This window comes from Kitasatospora mediocidica KCTC 9733, from assembly GCF_000744225.1.
Classification (GTDB): Bacteria; Actinomycetota; Actinomycetes; order Streptomycetales; family Streptomycetaceae; genus Kitasatospora; species Kitasatospora mediocidica.
Window position 1 is genome coordinate 1,448,599 of record NZ_JQLN01000007.1, and the last position, 18,703, is coordinate 1,467,301.

General features: G+C 71.2%; 21 protein-coding genes. 3 read left to right on the forward strand and 18 right to left on the reverse strand.

Translation table 11 applies throughout. The annotated features are described in order from the left end of the window. Positions 1-27 precede the first annotated feature (27 nt). Entirely contained in the window at positions 28-480 is a 453-nt protein-coding gene (locus BS80_RS36650) for a Fur family transcriptional regulator (RefSeq protein ID WP_051967668.1), read from the forward strand. A 7-nt stretch (positions 481-487) separates the two neighbouring features. Here BS80_RS36650 and BS80_RS36655 read toward each other — a convergent pair whose 3' ends face one another. The 7 genes from BS80_RS36655 to leuA form a co-directional block, all read right to left on the reverse strand. Beyond that, positions 488-1,108 carry a hypothetical protein gene (locus BS80_RS36655; protein WP_035806077.1) on the reverse strand — a complete coding sequence of 207 codons (621 nt, stop codon included), beginning with the start codon at positions 1,106-1,108 and terminating at the stop codon, positions 488-490. 60 nt (positions 1,109-1,168) lie between these two features. Next, entirely contained in the window at positions 1,169-2,362 is a 1,194-nt protein-coding gene (locus tag BS80_RS36660; RefSeq protein ID WP_051967669.1) for a WXG100 family type VII secretion target, read from the reverse strand. 2 nt (positions 2,363-2,364) lie between these two features. Then, positions 2,365-2,679 (reverse strand): type VII secretion target, encoded by a 315-nt coding sequence (locus BS80_RS36665; RefSeq protein ID WP_035806079.1) that lies wholly within the window; start codon positions 2,677-2,679, stop codon positions 2,365-2,367. Between the two features lie 128 nt (positions 2,680-2,807). After that, positions 2,808-3,644 (reverse strand): isoprenyl transferase, encoded by an 837-nt coding sequence (locus BS80_RS36670; RefSeq protein ID WP_035806082.1) that lies wholly within the window; start codon positions 3,642-3,644, stop codon positions 2,808-2,810. 2 nt (positions 3,645-3,646) lie between these two features. Next, entirely contained in the window at positions 3,647-4,393 is a 747-nt protein-coding gene (gene recO, locus BS80_RS36675) for a DNA repair protein RecO (protein ID WP_035806084.1), read from the reverse strand. Positions 4,394-4,493: 100 nt separating this feature from the next. Next, entirely contained in the window at positions 4,494-5,159 is a 666-nt protein-coding gene (locus BS80_RS36680; protein WP_035806087.1) for a TerB family tellurite resistance protein, read from the reverse strand. 373 nt (positions 5,160-5,532) lie between these two features. After that, positions 5,533-7,314 (reverse strand): 2-isopropylmalate synthase, encoded by a 1,782-nt coding sequence (gene leuA, locus BS80_RS36685; protein WP_051967670.1) that lies wholly within the window; start codon positions 7,312-7,314, stop codon positions 5,533-5,535. Between the two features lie 372 nt (positions 7,315-7,686). Between leuA and BS80_RS36690 the strand changes: the two genes are divergently transcribed. After that, positions 7,687-7,974 (forward strand): protealysin inhibitor emfourin, encoded by a 288-nt coding sequence (locus BS80_RS36690; RefSeq protein ID WP_035806090.1) that lies wholly within the window; start codon positions 7,687-7,689, stop codon positions 7,972-7,974. A gap of 91 nt (positions 7,975-8,065) precedes the next feature. Here the strand turns inward: BS80_RS36690 and era are convergent, their stop codons facing one another. The 11 genes from era to hrcA all read right to left on the reverse strand — a co-directional run bounded on the left by era (position 8,066) and on the right by hrcA (position 17,502). Beyond that, on the reverse strand, positions 8,066-9,016 hold the full coding sequence (era, locus tag BS80_RS36695; RefSeq protein WP_035806094.1) for a GTPase Era: 951 nt from the start codon (positions 9,014-9,016) through the stop codon (positions 8,066-8,068). Between the two features lie 78 nt (positions 9,017-9,094). Next, entirely contained in the window at positions 9,095-9,244 is a 150-nt protein-coding gene (locus BS80_RS41420; RefSeq protein WP_157536785.1) for a hypothetical protein, read from the reverse strand. An 88-nt stretch (positions 9,245-9,332) separates the two neighbouring features. After that, positions 9,333-9,701 carry a cytidine/deoxycytidylate deaminase family protein gene (locus BS80_RS36700; protein ID WP_157536786.1) on the reverse strand — a complete coding sequence of 123 codons (369 nt, stop codon included), beginning with the start codon at positions 9,699-9,701 and terminating at the stop codon, positions 9,333-9,335. Positions 9,702-9,775: 74 nt separating this feature from the next. Beyond that, positions 9,776-11,098, reverse strand: a complete 1,323-nt coding sequence (locus BS80_RS36705) for a hemolysin family protein (RefSeq protein WP_035806097.1) — start codon at positions 11,096-11,098, stop codon at positions 9,776-9,778. Positions 11,099-11,102: 4 nt separating this feature from the next. Beyond that, positions 11,103-11,597 (reverse strand): rRNA maturation RNase YbeY, encoded by a 495-nt coding sequence (gene ybeY / locus BS80_RS36710; RefSeq protein ID WP_035806101.1) that lies wholly within the window; start codon positions 11,595-11,597, stop codon positions 11,103-11,105. 14 nt (positions 11,598-11,611) lie between these two features. After that, positions 11,612-12,718 carry a PhoH family protein gene (locus tag BS80_RS36715; RefSeq protein ID WP_035806105.1) on the reverse strand — a complete coding sequence of 369 codons (1,107 nt, stop codon included), beginning with the start codon at positions 12,716-12,718 and terminating at the stop codon, positions 11,612-11,614. A 185-nt stretch (positions 12,719-12,903) separates the two neighbouring features. Then, positions 12,904-13,821: a ribonuclease Z gene (locus tag BS80_RS36720; RefSeq protein WP_083975759.1), complete on the reverse strand. Its 918-nt coding sequence runs from the start codon at positions 13,819-13,821 to the stop codon at positions 12,904-12,906. A 3-nt stretch (positions 13,822-13,824) separates the two neighbouring features. Then, entirely contained in the window at positions 13,825-14,184 is a 360-nt protein-coding gene (locus BS80_RS36725; protein WP_035806110.1) for an HIT domain-containing protein, read from the reverse strand. A 91-nt stretch (positions 14,185-14,275) separates the two neighbouring features. Next, on the reverse strand, positions 14,276-15,025 hold the full coding sequence (locus BS80_RS36730) for a 16S rRNA (uracil(1498)-N(3))-methyltransferase (protein WP_035806113.1): 750 nt from the start codon (positions 15,023-15,025) through the stop codon (positions 14,276-14,278). Between the two features lie 73 nt (positions 15,026-15,098). Continuing rightward, positions 15,099-16,235 (reverse strand): molecular chaperone DnaJ, encoded by a 1,137-nt coding sequence (dnaJ, locus tag BS80_RS36735; RefSeq protein WP_035806116.1) that lies wholly within the window; start codon positions 16,233-16,235, stop codon positions 15,099-15,101. A gap of 82 nt (positions 16,236-16,317) precedes the next feature. Next, entirely contained in the window at positions 16,318-17,502 is a 1,185-nt protein-coding gene (gene hrcA / locus BS80_RS36740) for a heat-inducible transcriptional repressor HrcA (protein WP_083975760.1), read from the reverse strand. Between the two features lie 264 nt (positions 17,503-17,766). Here hrcA and htpX point away from each other — a divergent pair, with 264 nt between their 5' ends. After that, on the forward strand, positions 17,767-18,693 hold the full coding sequence (htpX, locus tag BS80_RS36745; RefSeq protein ID WP_035806117.1) for a zinc metalloprotease HtpX: 927 nt from the start codon (positions 17,767-17,769) through the stop codon (positions 18,691-18,693). Positions 18,694-18,703: the final 10 nt, after the last annotated feature.

The window sequence follows — 18,703 nt, forward strand, 5'->3', positions numbered from 1 at the left end:
TCGCCCCGACCCCCAGGAGGAGCCCCGGTGACCACCGCAGGCCCGTCGCCACGCGCCCGATCCACCCGGCAGCGCGCCGCCGTCTCCGCCGCGCTGGACGAGATCGAGGACTTCCGCAGCGCGCAGGAACTGCACGACATGCTCAAGCACCGGGGTGATTCGGTCGGCCTGACCACCGTCTACCGGACGCTGCAGTCGCTGGCCGACGCCGGCGAGGTGGACGTGCTGCGCACCTCGGACGGCGAAGCGGTCTACCGGCGGTGCAGCAGCGGGCACCACCACCACCTGGTCTGCCGGCACTGCGGCAGCACGGTGGAGGTGGAGGGCCCGGCGGTCGAGCGGTGGGCGAACTCGATCGCGGCCGAGCACGGGTTCAGCGACATCGCGCACACCCTGGAGATCTTCGGCACCTGCGGCGACTGCGCCGCCAAGCAGCAGGCCGAGCGCGAGGCCCGCCAGCAGGCCGCTCAGCACGGCTAGCTGGCTTTCAGGACCACTCGCGCCACTGCCAGGTGGCGGCCGGGAAGGCCGCCACCAGGGCGGCCAACCGCTCGGCCAGCACGATCAGCTCCTCGTAGCCGCGCCGCCCGTCCGTCCAGCCGATCAGCCGCGCCCGGTCGATCCGCCAGCCGATCTCCGCCTGCGCGGTCAGCTGCTTGACCTCGTCGGTGATCAGCATCTCGCCGAACTCGTAGTCCGCGCAGACCCGTTCGACCTGGGCCCCCGGGCCGCCGCCGGGCAGCGGGTGCTGCTCCCAGATGCCGGGCGGGATCGGCCAGGCGCTGTCGGCGCGCCACTTGGCCGCCAGTCGGCGGTAGGTGACGGCGGTGGCCGGGAGCGCCCGCGGCAGGTCCAGCGCGGCGATCGAGAAGTCGTGCAGCGCGCCGCCGCGGCTCGGCGGCCGGGTGCGCACCAGCACGTGCCCGAGCGTGACGGGGTAGCCGGCCACCGTGCCGCGCAGCACGTCGCGGAGCGCGCCGTTGCCGGCCTCGATGCTGAACGGGTAGCCCCGCTTGTCGAACTCGGCGTAGTCGGCCGTCGAGTGCTTCTCGTACACCCAGTCCGGGTCCTCCCGGAACCGGCGGATGCTCCTGCGGACCTCGAACACTGCTGACCCTCCTCCCGGTCGCGGGGCCGGACCCACCGGCCCGACCCCGCCCCACCCTAACTACGAGCCGTACGCGCCCTTGGGATCGACCAGCACGGACCCGTCGTCGAAGTAGGTGTCCGGGTACGGTTCGCCGGTCAGGTCGTTCTCCGCCGTGCCGGCCGCGCCGTAGGCAGCGCCGTTGGTCGCGGCGTCGCCCGGGAGGTTGCTGTCGGGCGAACCCTCCGCGCGGTGGGTGCCGGTGCCCGGACCGTAGATCTTGTTCCCGCCGTGCACCGCGGCGCCGCCCGCCAGGCCGCCGGCACCCGAGGTCAGCACGTCCTGCCAGAGGTTGGTGCCGTTCTTCTTGCCCTGCGCGATGTCGACGCTGTCCGCCGCGGTCGTGCCGGCCGCGCTGGTGACGCCGTTGCTGAACATCCCGCCGACCAGCCCGTCGCCCTTCAGCAGGTCGCCGACGACGCTCGCGCCACCCCAACTCCCCGCGTGCGCACCCGATCCCGCGAACTTCTCGCCCAACGCGTCGACCACCTTGGGGGCGAACTTCTCGCCCAGGCCGGAGAGCGAGGTGCCGACCCCGGCCGAGACCGCCGCGTCCTGGAAGTCCGCGCCCCAGGTGACCTTCTGGCCCGCCATGGCCTGGCCGAGCACGTTGCCGGCGTAGTTGCCGCCCAGGTTGCCGGCGAACTTGACGCCGAACGCCAGCAGCTTGTTGTCCTCCATCGCCGTCTTGACGGTCTCCAGGACCTTCTCGATCGCCGCCAGGATCTTCGCCAGCCGCGCGACCGCCGCACTCGCCTCGCCCGCCTCCACGGCGGCCGCCGAGGCCGCCGCCGCGTCCGAGAATCCGGCGGTGACGATGGAGAGGCCGATGCCGATCGCGGCGGTCGCGGCGATCTGCTCGACGATCTCCTCGATCTGCTTGTTGACCGCCGCGATGGAGTCGGCGGCGTGGTCCAGCTGCTTGGCGACCTCCTCGAAGTGCGGCAGCGCACCGTCGATCTGGCCGCGGGTGGTGTTCCAGTGGGTGTGGAAGGCGGTCGCGGCCTGGCCCGTCCAGGAGGCGCCGAGACCGGACACCTGGTGGTCCAGCTGGTCCCGGGCGGACTTGAGGTCGGTGGCCATGCCGCGCCAGGCGGTCGCGCAGGCCCGCAGGACCCCGGGGTCCCCGCCGGGGCTGAAGATGTCGAAGCTCGACGTGATCTTGGGCGGTGGCGGCGTGGCCGGGGTGCTCTGGGGGTCAGGGGACTGGGCCATCGTCAGGCCCCCTTGAGCTGGGCCGCGTGGGCCTGGTCGGTCTTCTGGTAGGCGGTCACCGTCTGCGCCAGCGCGTCGGAGTACCCCTGGAGCTGGGTGCTCAGCTGCTGCAGACTGGTCACGGTGGCCTGCGTCATCGCGACGTACTTCTGCAGCGCGGCGGTGGATTCGGCCAGGACACCGAAGGCGTCGTTGACGTTCTCGGCGCTGGTGCCGAACGTCTTGATCTTCGGGTCGAGGCCCGTGGACGTGCTGTGGAAGTCCGCGCCGAGCGCGGTGACCTTGCCCGGGTCTATGAAGAAGTGATCGTCCGCCATCTGCCAACTCCCCGTGTTTGAAGCACTGTCGAAAAACTGACGGCACTGTACAACGGGTCTCCCGGCGCGCTGCGGGCAGGACACGACGACGGCGGCGCGGGCCGGGCCCACGCCGCCGTCGTCGTGACTCAGCGCTGCGGCGGCACCTCGGCGGTGGCGGCCTCGTTCGGCAGCGCGCCGCCGAAGCGGCGGTCGCGCATCGCGTACTGCTCGCAGGCGCTCCACAGGTCGCGCCGGTCGAAGTCCGGCCAGAGCACGTCCTGGAACACGAACTCGGCGTACGCCGACTGCCAGAGCAGGAAGTTGGACGTCCGCTGCTCGCCGCTGGGGCGCAGGAAGAGGTCCACGTCCGGCATGTCGGGGTGGTACATGTAGCGGGCGAAGGTCTTCTCGTTGACCTTCTTCGGGTCGAGCACACCGGCCGCCACGTCGGCCGCCATCGCCGCCGCCGCGTCGGCGACCTCGGCCCGGCCGCCGTAGTTGACGCACATGTAGAGCGTCACGGCGTCGTTGTCCTTGGTCTGCTCCTCGGCCACCTGGAGCTCCTGGACCACGCTCTTCCAGAGCTTGGGCATCCGGCCGGCCCAGCGGATCCGCACGCCCATCGCGCCGAGCTCGTCGCGGCGGCGGCGGATGACGTCCCGGTTGAAGTTCATCAGGAACTTCACCTCCTCGGGCGACCGCTTCCAGTTCTCGGTGGAGAACGCGTAGAGCGAGATGTTCTTGACGCCCAGCTCGATCGCACCCTTGAGCACGTCGAGCACGACGCTCTCACCGACCTTGTGGCCCTCGGTGCGCGGCAGGCCGCGCTCCTTGGCCCAGCGGCCGTTGCCGTCCATCACGATGGCCACGTGGCCGGGAACGAGTTCCCCCGGGATCTTCGGCGGCTGGGCGCCGCTCGGGTGCGGGGTCGGGGGCAGGTATTCCCGCTGCTTGCTGCCGCCGAAGAGCCGTCGCGCTGCCATGCTCACTTCTCCACGTATCTCATCGAGCGGATGCCCCGCTCAAGGTGCCACTGCAGGTAGGCGGCGACCAGGCCGCTGCCCTCCCGCCAGTACCTCGGTTCACAGGTGTCGGCCGTCTGCCAGTCTCCCGACAGCAGCGCACCGAGCAGGACCAGTGTCTCAGGGGAGGGTACGGCACAGCCAGGCACACGGCAGTCCCCGCAGAGCACCCCGCCGGCCTGGAGCGAGAAGAAGCGATTGGGACCGTCGAGACCGCACTTGGCACAGTCGGTGAAGCTGGCGCCGTAGCCGTTGACGGCCAGCGAGCGCAGCAGGAAGGCGTCCAGCACCAGGTGCGACTGGTGGGTTCCGGCGGCGAGGGTGCGCAGCCCGCCCACCAGCAGGAGGTACTGCTGGACGGCGGGTTCGCCCTCGTTCTCGGCGAAGCGCTCCGCCGTCTCCAGCATCGCGGTGCCGGCGGTGTAGCGGCCGTAGTCGGTGACGATGCTCCCGCCGTACGGCGCGATGGTCTCCACCTGGGTGCAGAGCGGCAGCGAGCGGCTCACCAGCTCGCTGCCGCGGCTGAAGAACTGCACGTCCACATGGGAGAACGGCTCCAGCCGGGCGCCGAACTTCGACTTGGTCTTGCGCACCCCGCGGGCCACCGCCCGGACCTTGCCGTGCTGGCGGGTGAGCAGGGTGATGATCCGGTCGGCCTCACCGAGCTTCTGGGCCCGGAGCACGACGCCGTCGTCGCGGACCAGCGTCATCGCCGGGCCTCGCGGCAGCGGGCGGAGCGGGCTCCGGGGGCGGACGGACGACGGGACAGGGTGGCCATCCCCCTATTCTCCCGCACGGGTCGGACAGTCCCTAGCGCGGTGTCCGGGTGGCGGCCTCCAGCAGCCGGCGGACGGCGTCCTCGCCCAGGCGCAGGCAGGTCCCGACGGCGGCCAGCACCTCGCGCTCCTGCGGGAGGTAGCGGCCGTCGGCCAGCGCGATCCAGGCGCCCTGCAGCAGCAGTCGCTCGCGGCCCTGCTGGGCCAGGTGCGGTGCCAACGGTTCGAGCGCCGCGTGCAGTTCGACGACCAGCCCGCTGCCGAGGCCGTGTACGTCCAGCGGTTCGCCGTCGCCGCTGCCGGAGAGCGCGGCGAGTGCGGCCAGCACCTGGGCCTCGCCGCAGTCCTCGAAGCCGGCCGCCTTGATCACCGCGCACGCCTCGCTCCGCGCGGCCGCGGTGCCGGTGCCGCCGGCCGCGAGAACGGCCAGGGCCACGGTGTACTGCGCGTCGCGGAGCATGCCGGTGAGCCGGATGCTGGTGGGCTGCTCCAGGCTCTCCACGCCGTAGCGGCCGTGGCAGGAGGTGCACTGCACACTGCCGAGCACGGGCCCGAGCGGAAGCACCGGCGAGCCGAGCAACCGCAGCCACCGCCGGCCGTGCTGCCGGCGGTAGTTGCGGTCACCGCCACAGCCTGGACAGAAGAAGTCGCCGAGCACATCCGTCCGCCACCTCGGGCGAACACCCCACAACCGTGTCACGGCGCCAACTCCCCAGACATGGCAGGCGGCCTGCACGTCGACGGGCAGGTCACGCGACCGGAGCAGGGGTCGTCCCACCGACCCGTTTCCGGTGCGTCGATGTTGCCACGGTTACCGACATGTGTCAGCACCTCCAACACCCGCCATCGGGGAAAAATGTGTCCCAGGCCACATCAGCCCCAGCAGGTCCACACGTTCGAGGGAACCGGCCCCCCTGTCGTTGACGCAGGCCCCATCCGCCCCTCGCATCCCGTCCGTCCCGGGGGAATCCGAGCCCGCGTCGAGCCGCGCTCCAGCGGGGTGGATACGCCGGTGGCCCGGCCACCGTCCGAGGACGACGGCCGGGCCACCGGCGGGGCGTGGCGTCGGCGGGTCAGCGGCGGCCGACCCGGTTGACGGCGCTGATCATGGCCTTCAGGGAGGCGCGCACGGTGTTGCCGTCGATGCCGACACCCCACAGGACCTGGTCGCCCACCGCACACTCGACGTACGCGGCGGCCTGGGCGTCGCCACCCTCGCTCAGCGCGTGCTCCGCGTAGTCCAGGACCCGGACGTCGACGCCGATCCGGGCCAGCGCGTCCGCGAAGGCGGAGACCGGGCCGTTGCCGACACCGGTCAGCGTGGTCTCCACGCCGTCCACGACGGCGGCGCTGGACAGCGTGTCGCGGCCGTCCTCGGTGGTCAGGCTCTGCTGGCCGCGCAGCGCGATCCGGCCCCAGGCGTTCTCCGCGGTGGGCAGGTACTCGTCCTGGAAGACGGCCCAGATGTCGGCCGGGGTGACCTCGCCGCCCTCGGCGTCCGTCTTGGCCTGGATGATCCTGGAGAACTCGATCTGCATCCGGCGCGGCAGGTCCAGCTTGTGGTCGTTCTTCAGCACGTAGGCGATGCCGCCCTTGCCGGACTGGCTGTTGACCCGGATCACGGCCTCGTACGAGCGGCCGACGTCCTTCGGGTCGATCGGCAGGTAGGGGACGCCCCAGGTGTAGCTGCCGACCGGCACACCGGCCGCCGCCGCGTCGGCCTCCAGCGCGTCGAAGCCCTTCTTGATGGCGTCCTGGTGCGAGCCGGAGAAGGAGGTGTAGACCAGGTCACCGGCGTACGGGTGGCGCTCCGGTACGACCATCTGGTTGCAGTACTCGTAGGTGCGACGGATCTCGTCGATGTCCGAGAAGTCGATCATCGGGTCGACACCCTGCGAGAACAGGTTCATCCCGACGTTGACCAGGTCCAGGTTGCCGGTCCGCTCGCCCTGGCCGAACAGGCAGCCCTCGACCCGGTCGGCGCCGGCCATCACGGCCAGCTCGGCGGAGGCGACGCCCGTACCGCGGTCGTTGTGCGGGTGAGTGGACAGCGCGACGAACTCGCGGCGCGACAGGTGGCGCGACATCCACTCGATCTTGTCCGCGTACACGTTGGGCGTCGAACGCTCCACCGTGGTCGGCAGGTTCAGGATGATCTCGCGGCCCTCGCCGGGCTGCCAGACGTCCATCACGCCCTCGCAGACGTCCAGCGCGAAGTCCAGCTCGGTGTCGATGAAGATCTCCGGCGAGTACTGGTAGCCGAAGACCGTGTCGTCGCGCAGGATCTTCTCGGCGTACTCCATGACCAGCCGCGTGCCGTCCACCGCGATCGCCTTGATGTCCTCCTTGCTGCCCCGGAAGACCACCCGGCGGAACAGCGGCGACGTGGCGTTGTACAGGTGGACGGTGGCGCGCGGCGCCCCGACCAGCGACTCCACGGTGCGCTCGATCAGGTCCTCGCGGGCCTGGGTCAGCACCGAGATGGTGACGTCCTCGGGGATCGCGTCCTCGGTGATCAGCGAGCGGACGAAGTCGAAGTCGGTGGCGCCCGAGGACGGGAAGCCGACCTCGATCTCCTTGTAGCCCAGCCGTACCAGCAGGTCGAACATCTTGCGCTTACGGGCCGGCGACATCGGGTCGATCAGCGCCTGGTTGCCGTCCCGCAGGTCGGTGGACAGCCAGCGCGGCGCCTTCGTGATCACCTTGCTGGGCCACGTGCGGTCCGGCAGGTCGACGACGCCGAAGGGCTCGTAGCGGGCGAACGGCATGCCGGACGGCTGCTGCGTCACGCTTGCCGCCGTGATCGGGGTGGGCCGGTCGATGAACGCGCGAGCGATGGAGGACTGCTCAGTCATGGTGGAGACTCTCGGCTTCTCTTCGGATGCTGGCGGGTCGGGGTGGTGGTCACCCGACAGGCCGACTCGTGTGGCGCGGAGCTGGAGAAGAACGCGCACAGCACTGAACTCCGCGGCGAGGGAGCCGGCCTCGTATCGTCTACAGGCCCTCGCCGCGGCAGCTAAGAAGAAGCAGCCCGTAACGCATGATGCGACCAGCGTAGCCCAGCGGTCGGCGGGGCCGAAGTGAGTCCAGGAGATTTCCACCCCTTGAGACGACTGTCCCGACCGGTCACCCCAAGCGGTCAGCCAGAGACACCCCGGCGACATCCCGCATGTGTCAGTGTCGAGAAATTCGAGCAATTCCGAGCACTGCGTAGCAGACTGGCGACCATGCGTATACAGGTGACCAGGACCGGCGGCCTCGCGGGGCGCCCAGCACGAGCCGAGCTGGACACCGCCGAACGGCTCGACGCCCCGCACGTGCACGCGCTCGCCCGCGAGGCGGTCGCGGGGGCCTCGCGGATCCCCTCCTACGGTGTGCCGGACGGCTACCACTACCGGATCGTCGTGGACGGCCGGACGGTGCACTGCGCGGATCCGAAACTGACCGACTCCCAGCGCGAGTTGATCTCCCTGGTGCTGCGCCAGGGGGTCTCCCTCCCGGCGGTCGGCGACTAAGACCGACCGGCACAGGCCCCCTCCCCAGGACAGCAGACGGCCACGCCGCCCCGCCCCGGCAGGGGACGCGGACGGCGTGGCCGATGAACCGTCAGAAGCCCAGCTTGCGCAGCTGCTTGGGGTCGCGCTGCCAGTCCTTGGCGACCTTGACGTGCAGGTCCAGGTAGACCGGCGTCCCGAGCAGCGCCTCGATGTGCTTGCGCGCGGTCGTTCCCACGTGCTTGAGCCGGGCGCCCTTCGCACCGATCACGATGGCCTTCTGGCTCTGCCGCTCGATGTAGACGTTCGCGTGGATGTCCAGCAGCGGACGGTCCGCGGGGCGTCCCTCGCGCGGGATCATCTCCTCGACCACCACGGCCAGCGAGTGCGGCAGTTCGTCGCGCACACCCTCCAGCGCGGCCTCGCGGATCAGCTCCGCGACCATGATCTGCTCGGGTTCGTCGGTCAGGTCGCCGTCCGGGTAGAGCGGCGGGCCGAGCGGCAGCAGCGGGGTGAGCAGGTCGGCCAGCAGGTCCACCTGCTTGTCGCCGACCGCCGAGACCGGGATGATCTCGGCCCACTCGATGCCCAGCTCCAGGCCGAGCTGGTGGATGGCGATCAGCTGTTCGGCGAGCTTCTTGGAGTCGACGAGGTCGGTCTTGGTGACGATCGCCACCTTGGGGGTCTTCTTGACCTCGGCCAGTTCCTTGGCGATGAACTTGTCGCCGGGGCCGAGCTTCTGGTCGGCGGGCAGGCAGAAGCCGATCACGTCGACCTCCGCCCAGGTGGAGCGGACGAGGTCGTTGAGGCGCTCACCGAGCAGGGTGCGCGGCTTGTGCAGACCGGGGGTGTCGACCAGGACGAGCTGCGCCTCGGGTCGGTGCACGATGCCGCGCACGGTGTGCCGGGTGGTCTGGGGACGGTCGGAGGTGATCGCGACCTTCGTCCCCACCAGGGCGTTGGTCAGGGTCGACTTACCCGCGTTGGGACGGCCTACGAAGCACGCGAAACCCGATCGGTACGGGGCAGCCGGGGAAGAAGGAGTGTCGCTCATGGGGACCATTCTCCCTGATCGCCCGGACCGGACCGGACAGGCGCCCGGCGGGGCCGCCCGGGCGGCCCCGCGCGGACCCCCGGGCCGCTACTTCCGCCGCGACTGCAACGCCCCGACCAGGGTGAACAACAGCAGCGCGATCGAGCCCCCCAGCCAGTACGGCGAGTGCGTCTCGTGCCAGCGCCCGAACCCCATCAGCACCACCAGCAGTGCGGCGAAGAACCCGAGTACCCCCATGCCCCACTCCCCCTCAATCGGAGGGAGATTATCGGACTAGTGGGCTCGGCGTCCCGGCGCGGCTAGTGCCGCGACGCGGCACTAGCTGTCACGAAGCCTCGACGCGCACCCGCAGCGACCCGTCCGGTCCGGCCAGCAACAGCGGCGTCCCCGGGCCGCCCAGGTCCCGGACGACGGCCACGTCCGCCTCAGCCGGCGTCTGCGCCGCGGTGACCACCACCGCCGCCTCCAGGCCCTTCGCCCCGCTCGCCACCGCCATCGCCACCGCCGTCTGCACCGCGCTCAGCACCAGCGACGGCAGCACGACCGCGCCGGCGACATAGGTACGGCCGGTCTCGTCACGCACCGCGGCCCCCTCCGCCACGCCGTTGCGGGCGCGAGCGGAGCGGGCCAGGGTGACGAGCTTCTGGTCTTCGGGGTCAAGGACGAGATCGAGGTCAGTCATGCCGCTGAGCATAAGACGCCGACCGCCCCCGGGGCACCGGGTGTCCAGCCGACGGTCCCCCGCGCCCGCTCCTACTCCGCCCCCTCCTACTCCGCCTGCTCCGACACGTCCTGGAGGAGGCGGACCGGCGCGGCCACCACGGTGCCGATCCGGTTGCGGCGTCCGGCCGAGCTCTCGGCGGTCAGCCTGATCGCGCTGAGCCCGCTCGGCCCGTCCTGCAGCAGCGGGACCTCGCAGGCCGACCCGGGGATCGGGACCCGTCCGAGGTGCTTGGCCAGCAGGCCGCCGACGGTCTCGATGTCCTCGTCCTCCAGCTCGATGCCGAACAGCTCGCCCAGGTCCTCGACCAGCAGCCGGGCGGTGATCCGGAACGAGCCGTCGCCCAGCTCCTCGATCGGGGCGATCTCCCGGTCGTACTCGTCGGTGATCTCGCCGACGATCTCCTCCAGGATGTCCTCGATGGTCACCAGTCCGGCCGTGCCGCCGTATTCGTCGATCACGATCGCGACGTGCGAGCGCATCTGCTGCATCTCGCGCAGCAGGTCGCCGGCCGGCTTGCTGTCCGGGATGAAGACGGCCGGCCGCATCATGGTGTCCACCTGGTCGGACTCGGCGTCCCGGCTGATGTGGGTCAGCCGCACCAGGTCCTTGAGGTAGACGATGCCCACCACGTCGTCCTCGTTCTCGCCGACCACCGGGATCCGCGAGAAGCCGGAGCGCAGCGCCAGGGTGAGTGCCTGGCGGACCGTCTTGTGCCGCTCGATCATCACCAGGTCGGTCCGGGGCACCATCACCTCGCGCACGATGGTGTCGCCCAGCTCGAAGACCGAGTGCACCATCCGGCGCTCCTCGTCCTCGATCAGGTCGTCCTTCTCGGCCAGGTCGACCAGCGCCCGCAGCTCCGCCTCGGAGGCGAACGGCCCCTCGCGGTAGCCCTTGCCCGGAGTGAGCGCGTTGCCCAGCAGGATCAGCAGCCGCGGGATCGGCCCGAGGATCCGGGCCAGCGGCAGCAGCACGAACGAGGCGGTGGTGGCCGAGGTGAGCGGGTGCTGGCGCCCGATCGTGCGCGGCGAGACGCCGACCGCGACGAACGAGACCAGCACCATCACCCCGAACGCCAGCAGCACGGCCTGCCAGGTCTGCTGGAAGGACCGGACGCAGACCACGGTCACCAGGACCGCCGCCGCCACCTCGCTGGCCACCCGGATCAGGGTGGCCAGGTTGAGGTAGCGGATCGGGTCGCCGGCCAGCGTCAGCAGCCGGTCCGAACCGCGCCGGCCGGCCCGAACGGCCTCCTCGGCACGGAACCGGGAGACCCGGGAGATCCCGGCCTCGGCACAGGCCGCCAACCAGCCGAGCATGACCAGCAGGAAGGCCCCGACCAGGAAACTCGTACTGTCTCCGCTCATCGGATCAGTGCGTGGTGGGCGCCGGGGAGAGCCCCGACAGCCCGCGACCGGCACGCCAGTCGTCCAGGATGCGCTTCTGGAGGGCGAACATGGTGCGCTCCTCCTCCGGCTCCTCGTGGTCGTAGCCGAGCACGTGCAGCACCCCGTGGACGGTGAGCAGTTGCAGCTCCTCGTCCATCGAGTGCTGCGACGGCGCCGCCAGCCCCTGCGACTTGGCCACCTCGGGGCAGAGCACGATGTCGCCGAGCAGGCCCTGCGGCAGCTCCTCGCCCTCCTTGCCCGGACGCAGCTCGTCCATCGGGAAGGACATCACGTCGGTCGGACCGGGCAGGTCCATCCACTGGATGTGCAGTTGCTCCATCGCCTCGCTGTCGATGAGGATCACGGACAGTTCGGACTGCGGGTGGATCCGCATCTTGTCGAGGGCGAAGCGGGCGACGTCGAGGATGGCATCCTCGTCCGCGTCCCAGCCGGACTCGTTGGCGATGTCGATGGACATGAAGAGGTCTGCGCTCAGCTTTCGGTGCGATGGGGCTGTCGGGGTGTGCGGTTGTTGTGCCGGGCCGCGGCCTTGCCGCCGCCGCCGGCGGCCTGGGCGTCCTCGGCGTTCTCCAGGGCGTCCCAGCGCTCGTAGGCCTCCACGATCCGGCCGACCAGCTTGTGGCGGACCACGTCGGTGCTGGTCAGGATCGAGAAGTGGATGTCCGGGACGTCCGCGAGGATCTCCTGGACCACCTTGAGACCGCTGCGGGTGCCGCCCGGGAGGTCGATCTGGCTGGTGTCGCCGGTGACCACCACCCGGGAGTTGAAGCCCAGGCGGGTGAGGAACATCTTCATCTGCTCGGGCGAGGTGTTCTGGGCCTCGTCCAGGATGATGAAGGCGTCGTTCAGGGTCCGTCCGCGCATGTAGGCGAGCGGGGCGACCTCGATGGTTCCCGCGGCCATCAGCCGCGGGATCGAGTCGGGGTCCATCATGTCGTGCAGCGCGTCGTAGAGCGGCCGCAGGTAGGGGTCGATCTTGTCGAAGAGCGTGCCGGGCAGGAAGCCGAGCCGCTCACCGGCCTCGACGGCGGGCCGGGTCAGGATGATCCGGTTGACCTCCTTGGCCTGCAGCGCCTGCACGGCCTTGGCCATCGCCAGGTAGGTCTTGCCGGTGCCGGCCGGGCCGATGCCGAAGGTGATGGTGTGCCGGTCGATCGCGTCGACGTAGTTCTTCTGGTTCTCCGTCTTGGGACGGATCGTGCGGCCCCGGTTGGACAGGATCGCCGCGGTGAAGACCTGGGACGGGCTGTCGCCGGCCCCGGCAGGGTCGGCGACGGCGTTCCTGAGCATCGCGATCGACCGCTCCACGGCATCCTCCGTCAGGGGTTGGCCGGCGCCGAGCACCAGCATCATCTCGTCGAGCAGCCGCCGGACCAGGGCGAGGTCGGCCTGCGTGCCGGTGGCGGTGACCTCGTTGCCCCGGACGTGGATGTCGGTCTCGGGGAAGGAGCGCTCGATCACTCGCAGGAGGGAGTCGGTGGCACCGAGAAGGGTGACCATCGGGTGCTTCTCGGGAATCACGATCCGGGCGCTGGCGCCGTTCACGGCCTGCGGGCGGGGCTTTGCGGTGTCACTCATCGGTTCACTCATGGGTCGGCTCTGAGGCCTGCCTCATCCCATCCGTGGTGTCGGGGTGCCGCTCGGTCGGTTCCGGGGTCACCAGGGTACGCCGCGCGGCTGTTCGCCGTGCTGCGGCCGCAACGATGGTCCGGCAGTTCCGGTGGCGATGCCACCCCTTTTCCCGGTTCACCGAACGCCGCCCCTCATCGGCGTGAGGGGACCGGAATGCGGGCGAGGTCCTGGGCGACCACCACGTCGCCGTCGAAGTGCTCGCGGGCCTCGGCGAGGTGCGCCTCCAGGTCCGGGTAGCGCTGCGAGAAGTGCGTCAGCACCAGGGTCCGCACCCCCGCCGCGGCGGCCGCCTTCGCCGCCTGGGTGGCGGTGAGGTGGCCGTGCTCCTCGGCGAGGTGGCCGTCGGCGGCCAGGAAGGTCGCCTCGATCACCAGCAGGTCGGCGCCCTCGGCCAGCGCCTGGACGCCCTCGCAGAGCCGGGTGTCCATCACGAACGCGAACCGCTGGCCGGGCTTCTCCTCGCTGACCTCCGCCAGGGTGACCGTACGGCCGTCCAGTTCCAGCCGACCCTCGCGCTGGAGCCGGCCGACGTCGGGACCGCGCACGCCCAGCGCGGCCAGCCGCTCGGGGACCAGGCGGCGGCCGTCCGGCTCGGTGAGCCGGTAGCCGAAGGACTCCACCGGGTGCGAGAGCCGGATCGCCTCCAGGGCGAAGGGGGCGCCGGGGGCGTCCAGCGGGCCGGCGGCGGCGATCGGGTGCGGGCGCAGGTCGGCCGTCTCGTGGAAGGCCGTGGCGTGCCGCAGCCGCTCGAAGAAGACCTGGCCGGAGGCCGGGTAGTAGGCGTGCACGGGGTGCGGGACACGGTCCAGGTTGATCCGCTGGACCACCCCGGCCAGGCCCAGGCTGTGGTCACCGTGGAAGTGCGTCACACAGATCCGGGTCAGGTCGGTGGCCGAGACGCCCGCGTGCAGCATCTGCCGCTGGGTCCCCTCCCCCGGGTCGAAGAGCAGGCCCTCACCGTCCCACCGCAGCAGGTAGCCGTTGTGGTTGCGGTGCCGGGTGGGCACCTGGCTGGCCGTACCGAGGACGACGAGTTCGCGCATCGACACGGGTCAGACCAGACCCTCGTGGAAGCGCTCGCCGCCGAGCAGGTGGACGTGCGCGTGGAAGACGGTCTGCCCGGCACCCGCACCGGTGTTGAAGATCAACCGGTAGCCGGACTCGGCGATCTTCTCCTCGGCGGCCACCTCGGCCGCCTCGGTCAGCAGCGCGGCGGCCAGCTCCGGTTCGGCGGCGGCCAGCGCGCCGGCGTTCGGGTAGTGCGCCTTGGGGATCACCAGGACGTGCGTCGGGGCCTGCGGGTTGATGTCCCGGAAGGCCACCGTGCGCTCGGTCTCGCGGACCACGGTGGCCGGGATGTCACCCGCCACGATCTTGCAGAAGATGCAGTCGGCCTCGGTGGGTGCGGCCATGGGTCACTCTCCGGAGAACGGGGGCGGTCAGCCCGTCGGACGTGCCGTCAAACTACCGGACGCGCCCGGCCGCCGGGCACGCCGCCCGGGTTCAGGACCAGCGCCCTGAGCGGCCCAGCAGCAGCGCGCCGGCCGCCACCCCGGCGGTCGAGGTGCGCAGCACCGAGCTGCCCAGCCGGTACGGCGCGGCGCCCGCCTCGGCGAACGCCGCCAGCTCCTCGGGGCTGACCCCGCCCTCCGGCCCGACGATCAGGAAGACGTCCCCGGCGGCCGGCAGCGGCGCCGTGGCCAGCGGCTCGGCGCCGTCCTCGTGCAGGACCGCGGCCAGCGCCGCCGCGGCCAGCAGCGGGGCGAGCTGACGCGTCGTCATCGGTTCGCGCACCTCGGGAAAGCGCAGCCGCCGCGACTGCTTGCCCGCCTCGCGCGCGGTGGAGCGCCACTTGGCCAGTGCCTTGGCGCCGCGGTCGCCCTTCCACTGGGTGATGCAGCGCGAGGCGGCCCACGGGATCACCACGTCGACGCCGACCTCGGTCATGGTCTCGACCGCGAGTTCGCCGCGGTCGCCCTTGGGCAGTGCCTGGACCACCACGATCCGCGGGCTGGGCGCGGGCTCCTGAACCAGCGCGGCGAGGGTCACGTCGAGCGCGTCCTTGCCGTGCACGGCCGTCACGGTGCCGTGCCCGCCGAGGCCGAGACCGTCGGTCAGGGTGACCGCCTCACCGGCCTCCAGCCGCTTCACGGCGGCCGCGTGCCGCCCCTCGGCACCGTCCAACCGGACCACCGCGCCCGGGGAGGCGCCGGCGAGGCGGGCGGTGTCGACGACGAAGACGGGCGCGGTCATGCGGCGTTCCTCACGAAATGGTGGTGGCCGGTCCGCCGCGAGGAGCGGCGGACCGGCCAGGGTCGAACTCGGTTCAGCGGCCGTTGAAGGCGTCCTTCAGGCGGGAGAACAGCCCCTGCTGTCCGGGCGCGAAGGTGCCCGAGGGCCGCTCCTCGCCGCGCAGCACCGCCAGGCGGCGCAGCAGCTCCTCCATCTCGGGGTCGAGCTTGGTGGGAGTCTGCACCTCGACATGCACTATCAGGTCGCCTCGGCCGCCGCCGCGCAGGTGCGTGACGCCCCGTCCGTGCAGCGGGATCGACTGGCCGGACTGGGTGCCGGGCCGGATGTCGACCTCCTCCAGGCCGTCCAGGGTCTGCAACGGCACCTGGGTGCCGAGCGAGGCCGCCGTCATCGGGATGGTGACCGTGCAGTGCAGGTCGTCGCCGCGGCGCTGGAAGGTCGGGTGCGCGGTCTCGGCGATCTCGACGTAGAGGTCGCCCGCGGGGCCGCCGCCCGGGCCGACCTCGCCCTCGCCGGCCAGCTGGATCCGGGTGCCGTTGTCGACACCGGCCGGGATCTTGACCGTCAGCGTGCGGCGGGCGCGGACCCGGCCGTCGCCGGCGCACTCCGGGCAGGGGGTCGGCACGACCGTGCCGAAGCCCTGGCACTGCGGGCAGGGACGCGAGGTCATGACCTGGCCCAGGAAGGACCGGGTGACCTGGGAGACCTCGCCCTTGCCGCGACACATGTCACAGGTCTGCGCGGAGGTGCCGGGAGCGGCGCCCTCCCCGCTACAGGTGGTACACGTGACGGCCGTGTCGACCTGGAGCTCCTTGGTCGTGCCGAAAGCGGCCTCGTCCAGGGTGATCTCCAGGCGGATCATGGCGTCCTGGCCGCGCCGGGTGCGCGATCGGGGGCCACGCTGGCCGGAGGCGGCGCCGAAGAAGGCGTCCATGATGTCGGAGAAGCCGAAGCCCGCCGCGCCCGCGCCGAAGCCGCCACCGCCGCCGTTCGGGGAGAGCGGGTCGCCGCCGAGGTCGTACACCTGCCGCTTGGCAGGGTCCGAGAGCACCTCGTAGGCGGCGTTGATCTCCTTGAACCGCTCCTGAGTCTTCGGGTCCGGGTTGACGTCCGGGTGCAGTTCACGCGCGAGGCGCCGGAACGCCTTCTTGATCTCGTCCTGCCCCGCATCCCGTCGGACGCCGAGTACCGCGTAGTAGTCCGTGGCCACCAAATGCTCCGCTTGTTCCGCCTCTAGAAGGTGCTGCGACTGGTCTCGGACGTGCCCGGGTGGGCCCGTCCGCTCTTGTGCTCTACGACTCGGCCAGGATCTGACCCACGTACCGTGCCACCGCTCGCACCGCCCCCATTGTGCCCGGATAGTCCATCCGGGTGGGACCGATCACCCCCAGTTTCGCCACGCTCTCGTCGCCCGAACCGTAACCGACCGAGACGACGGAGGTGGAATTGAGGCCCTCGTATTCGTTCTCCCGGCCGATCCGGACGGTCATCCCGGCGTCGGCGGTCTCACCCAGCAGGCGCAACAGCACCACCTGCTCCTCCAGGGCCTCCAGCACCGGCTGGATGGTGAGCGGGAAGTCATGGCCGAATCTGGTCAGGTTGGCCGTGCCGGCCAGCATGATCCGTTCCTCGTTCTGCTCCACCAGGGACTCGAACAGGGTGGAGAGGACCGTGGTCACGTTCGCCCGCTCGGCCGGCTCGAACGAGGACGGCAGGTCCTCCACGAGGGCCGGCACGTCCGGGAAGAAGCGGCCGCCGGCCCGGGCGTTGAGCCGGGCCCGCAGATCGGCCAGCGTGGTCTCGCCGACCGGTCCCGGCGTGTCGACGATGCGCTGCTCGACCCGGCCGGTGTTGGTGATCAGCACCAGCATGATCTTGGACGGCGCGAGCGCCAGCAGCTCGACGTGCCGGACGGTGGACCTGGTCAGCGACGGGTACTGGACCACCGCGACCTGCCGGGTGAGCTGCGCGAGCAGCCGCACCGTGCGGGCCACCACGTCGTCCAGGTCGACCGCGCCGTCCAGGAAGTGGCGGATGGCGCGGCGCTCCGGCGCGCTCATCGGCTTGACCTCGGCCAGCCGGTCGACGAAGAGCCGGTAGCCCTTGTCGGTCGGGATCCGGCCCGCACTGGTGTGCGGCTGGTGGATGTAGCCGTCCTCTTCGAGGGTGGCCATGTCGTTGCGCACGGTGGCCGGCGAGACGCCGAGGTTGTGGCGCTCGACCAGGGCCTTCGAGCCGACGGGCTCCTCGGTACCGACGTAGTCCTGCACGATGGCGCGCAGCACCGAGAGCTTGCGCTCGTCGAGCTGGCGGACGTCCAGGCGGCTGGGCTCGGGGGCCAGGACCGCGGCTGCGGCGCGCTGGGCCGCAGTGGGCCGGGATACGGCGCGGGCAGGCGCGGCCTTAGGGCCCGAGGGCCCGTCGGAGGCCGACGCCCGGCCGGGCGGGCGAGGGTCGGACTCGGGTTCATCGAACATGGCACGCACCTCCCTCTTCGCACGTTGTCCTGGTACCAGGTCTTACGGTGTCTGTGACGGGTTTGGCACTCGGGTCAGCCGAGTGCCAGAACCGTACCTGCCAGTGTAAGGCCCGGGTCCGTCAGCAGGAACGCCCTGTCCCTGGATGCCGCGCGGATCACTTTCTCCGCGGATGCCAAGGGCGGGCTCGGCATGGGTGGTGCCTGCGGGGGAACAAAGTGGCAGCATCGACAGCAACCGAGAGTGACTTCAAGAGGAGCAGCCATGTCGGCGTCCGGCCCCCACACCCGCTTCGCGCCCGACCGTGGGCTGACCGGGCGGATGGTCACCACCATGTTCCTGATCGGCCTGCTCTACGTCGGCTTCACCGCCGTGCTGATCGTCCTGCTCCGCGGGGCCTGGCCGCTGATCGTGCTGATCGCCGGCGGCCTCTTCATCGCCCAGTTCTGGTTCAGCGACAAGATCACCGAACGGGCGATGGGCGCCCACGAGGTCACCCCCGAGCAGTATCCGCAGCTGCACGGCACCATCGACCGGCTCTGCGCGCTCGCCGACATGCCCAAGCCGCGGGTCGCGGTGGCCGACAACGACATGCCGAACGCCTTCGCCACCGGCCGCAAGCCCGAGAAGTCGGTCATCTGCGTGACCACCGGCCTGCTGCGCCGGCTGGACCCGGAGGAGCTGGAGGGCGTGCTCGCTCACGAGCTCTCGCACGTCGCCCACCGGGACGTCGCCGTGATGACCATCGCCGGCTTCCTGGGCGTGCTGGCCGGCGCGATCACCCGGATCGCGCTCTACAGCGGGATGATGGGCGGCAACAACCGCAGCAACAACAACGACAGCAACGCCGCCATCGCGATGATCGTCATCCCGCTGGTCAGCATGGTGGTGTACGCGATCAGCTTCCTGCTGACCCGGCTGCTCTCGCGCTACCGCGAGCTGGCCGCCGACCGGGCCGCCGCCCAGCTCACCGGCCGGCCGAGCGCGCTGGCCTCGGCGCTCACCAAGGTGACCGGGCAGATCGCCGCCATCCCCACCAAGGACCTGCGCAAGGCGCAGCCGTACAACGCCTTCTACTTCGCCCCCGCGCTCAGCGCGCGCGAGACCGCCTCGCAGCTGATGTCCACCCACCCCTCGCTGGAGCAGCGGCTGGAGCAGCTGGGCAAGATCTCCGCCGAGCTGGGACGCTGAACCCCGCCAC